Raw genomic sequence first — 13626 nt, 5'->3', positions numbered from 1 at the left:
TTTGAGCAAGGATTAAAGGAAGTAGGGGCGAGCGCATCCTTGGCTCAGGTTCAGTTGCAGCGGGGCGTGATCGCATCAGATTTTTTGCAAATGTTTGAAAATTCTTTCCCTTAGCTCAGGATTCTCACACTCAATAGAAATTCCTGCCATAGAATCCCAGGCTATTATCAGTAAATTGTCCTCAATCTTGAGGTCAATATAGATTTGATCGAGTCCAACTAATTCGTCAGTTTTTATAGCGGAAAAAGTTGCCACAATAGTTGCTTCTATTTTAGCAAGGCAGGAAACGTTTTCATCTTCATCGACGACTATTATAATTACATCATCAGACCTTATGTAATGTGTAACTTGTCTAACCTTCATAGTATTAAATTTTATTCTAAACCAAATTTTTTATTGTATTCGGCATTTGTTTTTGTGGCACTTTCGATGATTTTTTCCCAAGTTTTATTTTGTACGGTTCGGAAATAGTCGATAGTTGGACCCAACTCGTCACCATACAGTTGAAGGTTTCGCCTGTAAATTTCTTCTCGTTCTTTAGGGGGTGTTAGCTTTTTATATTTTACCCCTATTTCTCGCCGTCGCCTATGTACCTCAATAGCTATTTCTTCGTTAGTTCTGCCAGCCGCCTGAAGTTCTTCTACTATCGATGATAGAGCCTGCACTTCCCCTACGTAAGCGGATCGAAGCTGCCTAAGTTCTGATTCATCAGGCTCTTGGCTATTGGAAGAGTCATTAGTCATGATGGTATTCTTTGATTCCAGCATAAGTTTAGTTAGTAGCGATGACTAAGAGAGCGCCATGGTCATTGAAATTGGGGCTATAGAAAGAAAACCCGGACGGTATGCGGGTTAGGAAGATGAGGGTGCGAGCACGTTATTGAGCATTCCAAATAAGAAATTGATCGCAGGCTCTTGTTAGGTAGTCATAGGTAATTTACTTTTTCGTTATTTTCTCTTTGCCTCACTCTCGGTTTGGTGGGGCAATTTATTTTATTATCTGCACACATTTCCTTGGCATGGGTAAAATTAGATCACTTCTTCATTAATTTTGTAATTTCTTTGGGATCACTGCAAATAAAGTCGGTTTTGGTTACAATCTTCATGTTTTAGGAGACTGTAAAAAGAGAGAATAATTGCTGTATCCAGTAATATTGGTAGAGTCTTCACACTCTAGAAAATAAGTAAACGTTGAAAAAAACAACCATAAAACCGTAGATTTTAGGTCAACAAGTGTTAAAAAAAGCGAAATTTTAGAAGAGGTTAAATCAACGAAAATGTTGCAAGATTTGGGGAACAGTTGACTGCATCACCTCAAAATTTTTCACTAATGGCTGAAATAATTTCAGCCACTGATGATTCTAAAAAAATATTCACTTTCCTGAAGATAAGTCAATATCTACAATACGACTGTCAAAAAGTCTGACTAATATTGCCTAAAAGTAAGGGGATTGTCGGAATTAATCAATAGCAAAGATTTTTATTTACTACGGGTGAAGTGGTTAGCACTCAAAAGGTTTTACAAAGTTTTAACGTGGCGGTTGATGAATTATTGGCTTGAGGTGATGGAACGCGATAGCGAAGCGCTGACTTGTCAGTTCGCATCTCTCCACAAAAGCGCGAGCGCTCCTCTATGGAGAGTCATTAGTAGGGAAGAGTCAAGTTATACTTAAAAATAAAGGAAGATGAACTAAAATGATAAGTTCAATCATTGAATCAACCGAGGCAAAAGTTAGCGAATCTACCCACATTTCTCTAGAGGAATGGATGCAAAGTCCACCTGATAATACAGAATGGGTGGATGGGCAATTAATAGAGAAAAAGGGCATAACAGCAAAGACTGGGCGGATTCAATCAAGACTCTCTTTTTACTGGAGAAGTTACATAATTTCCAACGGACAAGGCGGAGAAGTTTACACAGAAACATCTTGCCGTACTGTAGGACGAGGGCGTTGTCCTGATGTCTCCTACCTGATACCAGAACTTGTCGTACAATTTGGCGAATTTACCGTACTCCCCCAGAGTTTCTCGCTAATTGCTGAAATAATCTCTCCTACTGATGATGCTGAAGAAGTATTTACGAAGGTAAATGAATATCTACAATCCGGTTGTCAAGAAGTCTGGCTAGTATTACCTGAAAGTAAGTGGATTGTCGTAATTACTCAAGAGCAAAGATTTTTATTTACCACGGGTGAAGTGGTTAGCACTCAAAAGGTTTTACAAGGTTTTAACGTGGCGGTTGATGAATTATTGGCTTGAGGTGATGGAACGCGATCGCGCTCACGCGAAGCGAGGCGTTAGCCTAGCGCTGACTTGTCAGTTCGCGCTTTTGTGGAGAGATGCGAACTGACAAGTCAGCGCTTCGCTATCGCATTCTCAAAAAAGCCCTTAGCACCGATTATTTTGTTCAAAATTCACATCATTAATGCGCCGCAGTATTTTGTCATTTTTACCCAGTACCCGCATTTGGCAAGAATGATTAGCTCCTGGTGATATTAGGACAAAAACACCGTTAGTGGCTTCGTCGCGCAGAATCTTCCCGTTATCAAAGGTTATATTCGACAGCAGCAACTTTTGGCGAGAGTAGCTTACCGTAAGTGAGGGCGTAAGTCTCACCTTTATTATTCGAGTAGTTGCTGCTTCCATACCACACCAGTTCCTCTGGCGGTAACTGTGGGCGGTCCGTAAAGAATTCAGCGCTGTCATTACCAATCTGTTCCCAGCCACTTCCTTTACTGACAAGCACGCTGTAACCAAATATCTGTGGCGGCGCTTGCTTGCGATCGCTACTGGGGCAGATGGCGCTATAGAGTACCACTACACCCTGCGACCATTGGCGGGTACCCAGCACGCGAAACTCCTGAGCTTGGGTTGTGGGAGAGGGACAGAGGTTGTTTTGGCGTATAACTTGTTCTGGGGTGGCTGCCACACGCTCAGAACTACAGCTAGAGGCGAAAAGCGCCAGCAACCCTATTAGGGGGAGGATTAACCGTCTCATTGTCGTGTGGCTGGATTCGCCTGAGTAAGAATTCCATTCAAACTTGGCTCAGCCGTGAGTGAGTGGCATCTCCCCAAAGTAGGGTGGCTATGCCAATACTTCTCAGACAAGAAGACCTAAACGCCTTCCCAATTACGGAAAAGAGACGCGATATATCGCGTCTCTACAGGAGAGGGGTTGGAAAGACGGGTTAACTAATTTGCATACCGTCTTGGTTGTTATTTTGGCTTGGCTTTTCTACTGAGGAAATCATGGCAGTGAGAGCTTCTGGCGGAATGCTGCCGTTGTTGCTGCGAACCAAATTACTAACTTGACCAATTAATGAGCCTAATTTGCCATCTTCAAGCAAGGTGTTAATTAAGGCTAAACCGCTGGTGGATAGTAACATTTTGTTAATGTCACCGGCACCGTTGCCGTTGCTGCCATTTGCGCCGGGGAAGGAGTAAATTCGGGCATCGCCGATAACTCCTGGTTGAGGTGCCAGTGCCTTAACAATTTCTGGTAGTTTATCGGCTAGATCGGGCCAAATTGTGGTGATAATCTTGGCAGTGAGGTTAGCGTCGCTAATTGTATTTTGGGCAGAAATTTGGGCTTGAATCCCTTCAGCTTCGGCTAAAGCTTTGTCGCGGTTGGCATCGGCTAGGGTGCGAATTGCTTCGGCTTCTAGTTCCGCTGCTTGTTGGGCGATTTCTGCTTGTCGTCTGCGTCGGAACGCATCAATTTCGACAACGTTGCGATCGCTAATACTCTTCTCTTGGGCTTCTCGTTCGGCGGCAATAATTGAAAGCTGTTTATCCCGTTCGGCTTTTTCAATCGCGCTTGCAGTCGTTACAGATGCCTCTGCTCTCGCTTGTTGTGCTTCGGCGACAAAGCTTTCGCGTTTTTTGTTGGCGACTGCGATCGCTACCTCTTCTTGGGCAATTCTTGACAGTTTTTCAGACTCCGCTACCTGCACTTGCGCTTGCAATTTCGAGGATTCTACTGTCTGTAGACGAATAATTTCCGCCATTTCTGCTTCTTGTTTTTGCAGTGTTTGCGCCACTTTGAGTTGTTTATTGCGTTCCTCTAGGGAAATATCCGCCTCAATTTGGCTTTGTTGTACTGCCAGTTTTTTGTTAATTTCTTCCTCCTGAATGATGCGTTGACGGGTTATTTCCGCAACTTCCGCTTCTTGTTTTTGCAGTGCTTGCGCCACCTTGAGTTGTTTATTGCGTTCCTCTAGGGAAATATCTGCCTCAATTTGGCTTTGTTGCACCCCCAATTTCTTGCGAATTTCTTCTTCTTCAACGGATTTAAGCTGCAAAATCTTGGTACGCTGCACGGTTGCAGCTTCTCTGTCTTTCGATTCTTGTATTTCCCGCTGTTTTTGAGCTTTGAGTGCTTCTACTTGTAACTGTTGCTCTTGTTTGGCGTTTTCTTTTTCTTGCTCGATTTGGAGCGATCGCTTTTGGGCATCCAGTTCTTTCTGCTCAATGGTAACTTGAGTCGTTAATTCAACTTCTCGTTTTTGTTGAATCGAGCGTTGAATTGTTTCAGTCCGCAGTCGCACGCCTTGAGCATCGAAGAAGTTATTCGTATCGTAGGTATCGCTTTCTTCTATTTCTGAAATGGCAATATTGTTCAGCGTCAAACCGACTTTCTTCAAATCTTGCTGAACCAGGTTTAAAACAGCATCAGCAAACCCAATCTTGTCTGAATCAATTTCGGCTAGACTCTTATTTTTTGCTGCTGCCCGAATCGCATCGTCCGCCCGTTTTTCTAGGGCATCTTTAATATCTTCCGGCGTAATTTTTCCTGCTCTAGACAGCCTAGCCGCCGCTGTTAAAACATCTTGTTCGTCGGCATTAATGCAGACATAGAATGTTACCCGCATATTTGCCCGGAGGTAATCTTGGGTACGAACAGCCAGCTTCCCGGTGCGCTCAACGTCAATCGAAATTTCTCGCAAAGGGACGCGGGTAAGCTGATGAAAGCCAGGTAAGACAACGCAACCGCCATAGAGAATGACGGATTTACTTTTAATGAAAACGCCGCCTGTTCTCACAAAAGCTTCGTTGTTGGGTGTAACAACATAAACTCGCGTATACGCCCAAATGCTAAATAGCAGTAATAAAACTAAAGCCCCAATAATTCCTGGGAAGACAATCCCGCTTCCCAGTTGGGCAATCGTTGGTTGTATCGGGGCAGGAAGGGTTTGAGCGATTAAAGTAGACTCATTTTTGGGTAAACTCGCCTCGGTTTGCCATTGTTGCTCCGAGAGTTCAGATGTGGTAGCAATTGGTAATGATTGGATGAAGGTAAGCCAAAATAGCATAATTTTGAAGAAATTGGTTGTTAGCTGTTAGTTTCTCTAGCAATTGAAAGTTGCGGCTATACAGATGAAACCTATCTACCTAGGCAAGTTGAAATTCTAAATTCAGGGTTAGCGTAAGCGCGTAGATAGACTTTGCTTGAATCGCGGTGAATCCTATTTTTTAGAGATTTCCTACTTGATTTTGTGTGCATTTTCTAGCCAATGTTCTTGATCGGGACTATCTTTGGCGACGACTAAATAGTGGTGTTCCAAACGTTCAATGACTAAGACTTTTTCATTGCGACGCGGGAGAACAGTTGCCCAATCAGGTAAAGTGGCGCTGATGGTGACTAGATTGCGCGCTGAATCGATGACATCTACCTGACCAATTTTGCCTCTGTGTTTATGGGGAATAAAGGCAGAACTTACCGTACCGAAACAACCAATTAAGCGATCGCTACTGGCATCTTCCCCAAAGGCAGCAAAGATTTTTCCCAGAGGTCGAGAAATCAACCCCCCTAGAAACAAGCTGATTGCCATTGAACTTAATAACACCACTCCCCCTAACCCAAAAAAACGGTAGGGGATGCCACCTGTGAGGCTACCAACCCAAACATTGAGCATCCAGCCGATGACACCCCATAGGCTAAAGTCAGTTCCTAATAATAGGATTAGCGGCGCTTTGCCAATGCCTAACCATCCCAAAATTTCCAAGGAGTTGAAGCTACCAGCCGTGTCGGTGTCTACGTCGATAACATCTACGTCGGTATCTATGTCAGCGTCTATGTCGGCATCTACGTCGGAGTCTCCTCCACCGGAAACAATCACCAATAGGAATAAAAGGACTCCCATCCCTAGAAACATCCAGTAGGGTAGGTTGGCTGAATGAAACAGCATGAATGCCTAGTGTCCTTAATTGAGTTGAGTTGGAAATTCCATCGTTTCAAGACTTACGCAAGAAAGCCCTTAATGAAGAAGTTCGTCTTTGCGCTTCATCGATTAATTAAGCTGACTGCACTTCGATCGTCTCAGAGCGGTATTGGCGATTCAGCTCACTTTTTGGCTCACTTTTTAGCTCAGTCCGCCTGAAGCTGAAACTATAGGTTTCACCAAATGTAAGTTGTAACCAGCCCAATATGGTTCGCTAAGAATAGTTGTCACCTCTTGACTTTTAAGACAATCGCTACGCAAGTTTTGGATTGTTTGCTTTAAGGGAACCGTATTGATGATAAGCCTCGCTCAAACGGCTGTCTTAAAGTTGTACATTGGGCGATCTGAGATAAAACATCACCAGCCTAGCCGCAATTCCTGAAAAACAAAAAAAACGATAACTTTTTTTTAATTTGTATTCTCTATAAAAAGAATTTAGGGGTTAAATCAAAGTAATTTTATAAATAACATCTCCCTAAAGGAAGATTTTAAGAGCAATAAACTTCACTAAAGGGATAGAGGTAGGTAGCCCAAGCCTGTTTTAGGTTGAAACAATTATCTTCATCAGGAACGCAAATGTCTGCATCTACCAACAAGTCAGCGCTGGCTTGCTATTTCACAGTGATGCAAATGCCGATGAGGCAGCGCGACTTGCAAGCACTCACTGAAATATTTGATGATTTTGACACAGAGGAGCTGATGCACTTGGAAGCGATCGCTCCCTTAGAGTCAGCCGGAGTTCTGGAACCTTGGGAGGAAACCGGGTGGGAGACACTTACCGAAAGCCAGTATGAGATGGAAGGTGCCTTTGCCTAAAGAAAGCGGCGCTGGCGGATGTTTGTTCTCGTGCGGTCAGTTAATCAGAGCTTAAAATTAATATAGATAAGCACTTGAATATTTAGATATAGCTTTTAAGCTTTGATTCAATCTGAGACCTTAGAATTACTCGAATGGCCCCGCCTGTGTCAGCATTTGTCTACCTTTGCTGCCACGAAGTTGGGCGCGATCGCTGCCAATCATCTGCAAATCCCAGCGACTCAGCCAGAGAGCCTGCAACTGATCGCCCAAACTCAGGAAATTTACCAGTTGGAGAATCGTATTTCTCCAGGGTTGAGTTTTGAAGGAATTCAGGATATCGGAGATTCTCTGGAACGGGCGGAACTTCAGGGAATTTTAGCGGGGGAAGAGTTGCTAGCGATCGCGACCACTCTGGCTGGAGTCAGGCGTCTGCGGCGCATTATTGACGATCAAGAAGACGTGCCAGTGCTGAAAGCGCTGGTTGCCGATATCCGCACCTATCCAGAATTAGAGCAGGAAATTAACCACTGTATCGATGAGCGGGGAGACGTAGCCGATAGGGCGAGTGCCAAACTTGGCGGAATTCGCATCCAACTGCGACAGCTGCGCGCTCGCATTCATCAGATATTACAGGGGATTTTGCAGCGCCAAGCGAATGCAGTGCAGGAACAGACGATCAAACAACGGGGCGATCGCTTCGTGATCCCCGTCAAAGCACCTCAAAAAGACGCCATTCCCGGCATCGTCCACGACACTTCCGGTAGCGGCGCGACGCTATTTATCGAACCGAATGCGATCGTGCAATTGGGAAATCAATTGCGGCAGGTACGGCGTCAAGAACAAGTGGAAGAAGAAGCCATCCGCCAAGCGTTGACGGTACAAGTGGCAGCTGTGAAGCCAGATTTAGAGCAGTTGTTGGCAGTGGCGACCACTTTGGATTTGGCAACCGCTAGGGCACGATACAGCTATTGGTTAGAAGCGAATCCTCCTAGATTTATCGAACGCACTGCGCCAGAGGGGCAGGGGAACCGGGAAGAGGAGTCTGAAGAATCCCCAGCCGAGAATCAAAAATCGAAAATCGAAAATTCGATCACCCTGCGCCAGTTGCGCCATCCTTTATTGGTCTGGCAGCAGCGGCACGAAAACGGGGGTGCAGTCATACCCGTAGATTTACTGATTCAGCCGGAAATTCGGGTCGTAACGATAACAGGGCCGAATACCGGCGGCAAAACTGTTACCCTAAAAACCCTGGGATTAGCCGCACTAATGGCAAAGGTGGGGTTATTTGTTCCGGCGCGGGAGCCGGTAGAATTGCCTTGGTTTGATTTGGTGCTGGCAGATATTGGTGACGAACAATCTTTAGAGCAGAGTTTATCGACTTTTTCTGGGCATATTCGTCGCATCAGCCGAATTACCGAGGGAATGACCCCAAATTCCCTTGTTTTGCTAGATGAAGTGGGAGCGGGAACCGATCCGGCAGAAGGGAGTGCTTTAGCGATCGCGCTTTTACAATATCTCGCTGACCATGCCAATCTCAGCATTGCCACCACTCACTTCGGCGAACTCAAAGCGCTCAAATATGAAGACGAACGCTTTGAAAATGCCTCGGTAGAATTTGACGATCGAACCCTCAGCCCCACTTATCGCCTGTTGTGGGGAATTCCAGGACGTTCTAACGCCCTGACGATTGCGCGACGCTTGGGATTGAAGGGGGAAATTGTCGAACAAGCGCAAACTTATGTGGGTGGTGCTTCAGAAGACATCAACCAAGTGATTGCTGGACTGGAAGCCCAACGGCGCAATCAAGAAACTAAAGCCCAAGAAGCCAGTCAGTTGTTGCAGCAAGCAGAGCGTTTTTATCAGGAGGTATCGAGAAAAGCCGCCGCTTTGCAGGAACGGGAACAGCAGCTCAAACTGTCCCAGGAACGCGCTGTGCAGGAAGCCCTGATTCAAGCCAAAGGAGAAATCGCCCAAGTCATTCGGCGGTTACAGCAAGGTCCAGCTACCGCTCAAGATGCCCAAAGTGCAACCAACGCCTTGAATGAAATTGCCGAACGTCATCTTTTGCCCTCGCCGCCCCCCAAACCCAAGCCGGGATTTAAACCAAAAACAGGCGATCGCGTCCGGATTCCCCGCCTAGGACAAACCGCCGAAGTGCTGAGCAATCCCGACGCAGAGGGTCAGATGAGCGTGCGATTTGGGTTAATGAAAATGACCGTCTCCCTCGAAGATATCGAATCTTTGGACGGTCAAAAACCCGATCCCATCGCCAAAGCCAAACCGGCGGCGACTCCAAAAGAGCCACCCGCACCTCCCAAACCACAACCGACAATTCGCACCTCCAAAAATACCGTCGATATTCGGGGGAGTCGAGTGCCGGATGCCGAGATGGCATTAGAGAAAGCGATCGCGCAAGCGATGGATGCGGGCTGTTTGTGGATTATCCACGGAAAGGGAACCGGACGGCTGCGAGATGGTGTCCACGAATTCTTGAAACAGCATCCTCTCATCGAGCGTTTTGAATTAGCTGGCACTCCAGAAGGTGGCACGGGGGTCACAATCGCCTATATTAAGTAGCGAATTACTAATGGCGAATTGTTTAAAAACAGTCAGCCATTCGCCATGAGCGACGACAGGAAACTTACTTAAAACCGCGATAGTCTGGTTTCAAGACTCGTAACGGCGAAGTTATTACCAGTTGCGTCACCTAAGCTAAAAATATGCCCTCCATCGTGAAGACACCAACGACGCCAACCCCCCGCTGGGAGGATTTACCCCTTGCTTCCGCGCCAGATCCCGTACAGTTGGACAATATCAAAGCCCAACTGGATTTAATTTTATTGGCGCTCGAAGCATTGGCAGGCATCGGTTCCGACGCGATACTCCAAGCCGCAGCTCAATTGAATTTAGAGTCAATGGTGGCAGATCGGGTGGCTTTGTGGCGATTGCGCCAGTCTAACCCCATGCGGAAGAGTTCGGGAGGGCGGAAAAAGTTAGATGTGGAGGAAGCGCGATCGCTTGTTTTAATCATCTGTCACCTTGCCGGACAGCAGCAAGAGCTAATCCGACGTGCCGTTGCCTTGCTCGAACAGCTAGCCGAGCAAAACCGGGAACCCCACGAAGCTTCTTTACTAGGAGATTATCTTGATGCCTTCAGCAACACTTACCAGGAACGCATGGAGGAAGAAGAAAATGTATCGTCCGACGCTTTGAGCCACTTGGCATTGAAACTTCTGATCGATCTCCTGTTCTACAGTAGCCCCAATGGTCATCGGCGTCTCTGGTTAGCACTTTTGGATCGCGCCCGCTAGCAATTCACACTTAGCAATTAGCAATCCTCTGAATTAGCAAAATGGTTTTGCGACGCTTTACACCCCCCACCTGCACGTTGGAAATCCAGGCGAAAGATTCGCCCCTGTCTCGCTGGGCAGGACAACCCGTGCTGAAGCATCTACGATTTGAGCTAAGCTTTGACGATCCGCGACAGCCAGAAGATCGACGAGTGACGATCCGCGGAAATCGCGCTCAATTAGAAAGCCTTTGCGAAGCTGTTAGCGTTTACGTGCAGGACTTCCTTCAGCAATCCCCGCGATCGCAGCCGGTGGCGCATCAAATGCCCGTAGGCGAGCCGATGATGGCTGCTGCTGCCCCCGCCCAAGCGGCAACCATTCTTTCGCCGCCTGAATCCTCCACTCCTCAAACCTTTGTCCCTTATATACAACCGAGGGGACTTTTGTCCCACGACCTATTTTTGGGGCATTTGGCGACGGAAGAAACGGGACCTGTGGTAACGCTGAGTGCGCTGCAACTGTTCGACTTAGCCACGGCTTTGGATGAATACAATGCTGAATTGGTGGCATTGCCTCCCCTCAAACGCACCCAGTGGTTGAAAAATCCACCCATCTGGACTCGAACGGCAGCCATCTTTCTGTTGGGGGTGGGGATAACAGCAGCCACGCTGAAGCTAATGCAGCCTAGTCCCACTATCATCTCCTCTGCACCGGCACCCACACCATTACCCAGTACCCCGGCACCAGTGCCCGGTACCGAGGTGTTGCCGGTTCCGACAACACCGCCAACAACGGGAGTGCCGACGCCTCCTGCTTTGTCTTCCCCATCGCCGACTCCGACGGGGTCTCCTTCGTCAATTTTGTTATCTCCGGCTCCTGTGACCACGCCGACACCTTTCAGTGCTAGAAGCCCAGGAGTCGTCGTTGTTCCTCGGAATCCGCCTGGAAATTCCAACCCCGTTTTCAGCAATCTGCCCCCGATTCAACAACGTTCTGCCCCAGAGGGAAGAGCCATTTTCCAGCCCCCTCCTCCCAGTAACTTCCCGCCCATCCCCAAACCCCCGGCTGAACAGCCAAAATCGGCGATTCGCAATAATCTCCCGTTCGAGCCGATCCCCAGTAGCGGTGGGGTGAGTGCGCCCCGAATCGGGCAATCAGCTCCTGCTCCTGGTTCCATCGCCTCAAGTTCTGAGGGTGCAAACCAGTCTGCATCCCCCAATGCCCCCGGCATTCCTGCCGCGCCTCCCCCGCTTCCCAATCTGCCGTCGCTTGCCAGCCTTCCTGCGGAAAGCTCGGCTGCAAATAACAGCGATCTGAGTCCCGGTGCGACTCGCGGCAGCGTTGCCCCACCGGCAGCGAAACGCGGCAGCGAATCTGGAAGCGATCGCGCCCAGAATGACCGGCTATTTGACACGATTCCTCAAGTCGCACAAGTGCGGGACTATTTCCAACAGCAATGGAAACCGCCCGCCGATCTGACACAGCCGCTGCAATACTATCTCCGGCTGAATCCGGATGGCTCCATCGAACGCATTCGCCCCTTAGGAGAAGCGTCAGTCAAGTATATTGACCGTACCGGGATGCCAGTACCGGGGAAACCGTTTGTTTCTCCCATCGAAGGTGAGCGTAACGCCCACATCCGGGTAGTTCTTAGCCCTGATGGCAAAGTGGAAACGTTTCAGGAACCTTAAGCGGGTTGTCGAGCGAGAAAATAGAATAAAATTCTTGAGAAACCGGGTTTTTTAAAACCTGGTTTTTTTGTTTTCCAGCAAATTAATCTAGCAGTTCTCGATGAGAGGCAGTAGGGTTTGACCCCACCCCTGCCCCTCCCTGTTCACGGGTAGCAGGATGGTTTCATACAAGGAGAGAAAAAACACGGTGGAGTTGGTTGGCTAGAGTGCGTTGTGCCTGTGGAATCGTTCGGAAACCGAGATATCTGGCCATCGTGATGAAAAAGGTGTGTAAAATCGCCCAGTTAACCGGAGCATTGCCACCACGTCGGGGTGGAAAATCTTCCGAGAAAGTCACGTCTTTCACCCAATGCAGTCGGTTTTCAATTCCCCAATGTCCGACGGTGTCGGCAAGCAAGTGTTGGGCAGATAAAGACTGGCTACAAATATAGAACTGACGCTCGTGAAATGGCTGACCATCACGTTTGCCCTCTCGTTCAATAACGACAAAGGTTTTAATTCCAGTCCATGTTTGCTGTAGTTGTTGGGGAACGGCGAAAACCTTGCACTCGCGTTGCACTTGTCGAGAATGAATATCTTCTACAGTTGTAGCACTACTGAGTGGGATATCTCGTTGTGATTGGCGTTGAGCCATTTTATATAGGGTGGGTTGATTGTCTTTTAATCCAATCAGGTAGTCAATGCCACTGTTGATAATTAGCGATACTGTTTTTTTTGGCAGTGTAAAGCATCAAGAGTGAAAATCACCTGTTGACCACAAAATTCAGAGATTAATTGCTGTACGATAGCCACCTCACTCATGTGCTTATTTGACATCGGTTGCGTTCTCAGAACAATGCCCCGTTGGTGACTGTAAACCGATACTGTACTGATAAAGTTTTGATAAGACTCGGTGTAATCTGTAACCGTGCAGCGAATGCTTTTCCCATCAATTGCCAGCCGTTCTCCAGGCATCGGTGGAACAAAAGCGGCTGCCCAAGTAAAGAATTAAGTCTGTTAAAGGCTGAAAATCTACTGTTTTGAGGACTCGTCGGAACGTTGAGTACGAGGGAAACTTGCTCGTCCTATCCAGGTCTAAAAGTTCTATCAAGCTGTGTCTGTGAACACGGGTAAAGTCTTCCAGTGGTCGGTAGCCCCAATACCCGGTCATTGCTCCCAATAATATCAGCAACAATACCAACCATAATTCATGTCTTCTTCCCCGAAGGTGACGGTAGTCTGGGACTTGCTGCAATTGTCCGATCAGATTCATACTTTTTAGCTATCCGTTTTCTGGCATCCTCTAAAAAGTATTCTGATTTTTCTACCGCTGTATGAAACCACCCTGCCCTCCCTGTTCACGGGGAGGGGTTCAATACCAGGACTTACGCAAGTCCGCTATAGGTAGGGTCTAGCTAATCCAAAGAATAACCAGTACAGTAGCTCCATTGCTGGCAGCGCTCGACCGTCTCATGACCTTTAGCAAACTGGATTATACAGGACTTACGCAAGTCCGCTATAGGTAGGGTCTAGCTAATCCAAAGAATAACCAGTACAGTAGCTCCATTGCTGGCAGCGCTCGACCGTCTCATGACCTTTAGCAAACTGGATTATTGTCAATACTTGCTCAGTAGTCAGACGAACTTCA

At 47.4% G+C, this 13626-nt stretch carries 13 protein-coding genes; 5 read left to right on the top strand and 8 right to left on the bottom strand.

The genetic code is table 11. The annotated features are described in order from the left end of the window. Positions 1–75: 75 nt before the first annotated feature. Both NC997_RS21135 and NC997_RS21130 read right to left on the bottom strand, forming a co-directional pair. Positions 76–363: a hypothetical protein gene (locus tag NC997_RS21135; RefSeq protein ID WP_190436022.1), complete on the bottom strand. Its 288-nt coding sequence runs from the start codon at positions 361–363 to the stop codon at positions 76–78. Between the two features lie 11 nt (positions 364–374). After that, the gene (locus tag NC997_RS21130; protein ID WP_190436019.1) at positions 375–743 is read right to left on the bottom strand and encodes a hypothetical protein; all 369 of its coding nucleotides are present in this window, start codon (positions 741–743) and stop codon (positions 375–377) included. A 951-nt stretch (positions 744–1694) separates the two neighbouring features. Between NC997_RS21130 and NC997_RS21125 the strand changes: the two genes are divergently transcribed. After that, the gene (locus tag NC997_RS21125; protein WP_190436016.1) at positions 1695–2258 is read left to right on the top strand and encodes a Uma2 family endonuclease; all 564 of its coding nucleotides are present in this window, start codon (positions 1695–1697) and stop codon (positions 2256–2258) included. A 286-nt stretch (positions 2259–2544) separates the two neighbouring features. Here the strand turns inward: NC997_RS21125 and NC997_RS21120 are convergent, their stop codons facing one another. From NC997_RS21120 to NC997_RS21110, 3 genes are all read right to left on the bottom strand, one after another. Beyond that, the gene (locus NC997_RS21120; protein ID WP_190524844.1) at positions 2545–2997 is read right to left on the bottom strand and encodes a hypothetical protein; all 453 of its coding nucleotides are present in this window, start codon (positions 2995–2997) and stop codon (positions 2545–2547) included. Positions 2998–3187: 190 nt separating this feature from the next. Next, positions 3188–5311, bottom strand: coding sequence for a flotillin domain-containing protein (locus tag NC997_RS21115; RefSeq protein ID WP_190524842.1), 2124 nt, complete (start codon positions 5309–5311; stop codon positions 3188–3190). 171 nt (positions 5312–5482) lie between these two features. After that, positions 5483–6187 carry an OB-fold-containig protein gene (locus tag NC997_RS21110; RefSeq protein ID WP_190524840.1) on the bottom strand — a complete coding sequence of 235 codons (705 nt, stop codon included), beginning with the start codon at positions 6185–6187 and terminating at the stop codon, positions 5483–5485. Between the two features lie 609 nt (positions 6188–6796). Between NC997_RS21110 and NC997_RS21105 the strand changes: the two genes are divergently transcribed. From NC997_RS21105 to NC997_RS21090, 4 genes are all read left to right on the top strand, one after another. After that, positions 6797–7036 carry a hypothetical protein gene (locus NC997_RS21105; RefSeq protein WP_190524838.1) on the top strand — a complete coding sequence of 80 codons (240 nt, stop codon included), beginning with the start codon at positions 6797–6799 and terminating at the stop codon, positions 7034–7036. 102 nt (positions 7037–7138) lie between these two features. Beyond that, positions 7139–9595 carry an endonuclease MutS2 gene (locus tag NC997_RS21100; protein WP_190524836.1) on the top strand — a complete coding sequence of 819 codons (2457 nt, stop codon included), beginning with the start codon at positions 7139–7141 and terminating at the stop codon, positions 9593–9595. Between the two features lie 143 nt (positions 9596–9738). Further along, the gene (locus NC997_RS21095; protein WP_190524834.1) at positions 9739–10329 is read left to right on the top strand and encodes a DUF3038 domain-containing protein; all 591 of its coding nucleotides are present in this window, start codon (positions 9739–9741) and stop codon (positions 10327–10329) included. 41 nt (positions 10330–10370) lie between these two features. Then, complete coding sequence (locus tag NC997_RS21090; RefSeq protein ID WP_190524832.1) at positions 10371–11999, top strand: DUF4335 domain-containing protein; 1629 nt, start codon at positions 10371–10373, stop codon at positions 11997–11999. Between the two features lie 163 nt (positions 12000–12162). On the opposite strand, the gene NC997_RS21085 is transcribed toward NC997_RS21090, so the two are convergent. From NC997_RS21085 to NC997_RS21075, 3 genes are read right to left on the bottom strand one after another with little or no spacing between them, the layout of a single operon-like run. Beyond that, positions 12163–12681, bottom strand: a complete 519-nt coding sequence (locus NC997_RS21085; protein WP_347276043.1) for an ISAs1 family transposase — start codon at positions 12679–12681, stop codon at positions 12163–12165. A gap of 14 nt (positions 12682–12695) precedes the next feature. After that, positions 12696–12953, bottom strand: a complete 258-nt coding sequence (locus NC997_RS21080; protein ID WP_190524830.1) for a hypothetical protein — start codon at positions 12951–12953, stop codon at positions 12696–12698. Continuing rightward, positions 12928–13251: a transposase family protein gene (locus tag NC997_RS21075; protein WP_190524827.1), complete on the bottom strand. Its 324-nt coding sequence runs from the start codon at positions 13249–13251 to the stop codon at positions 12928–12930. The genes NC997_RS21080 and NC997_RS21075 overlap by 26 nt, the downstream gene beginning before the upstream one ends. Positions 13252–13626: the final 375 nt, after the last annotated feature.

Origin of the sequence: Trichocoleus sp. DQ-A2 (genome assembly GCF_039961915.1) — a bacterium.
Classification (GTDB): domain Bacteria; phylum Cyanobacteriota; class Cyanobacteriia; order Cyanobacteriales; family FACHB-T130; genus FACHB-T130.
Note: the sequence above shows the minus strand (reverse complement) of the source record. Positions and strands in the feature narration are given on the sequence as shown.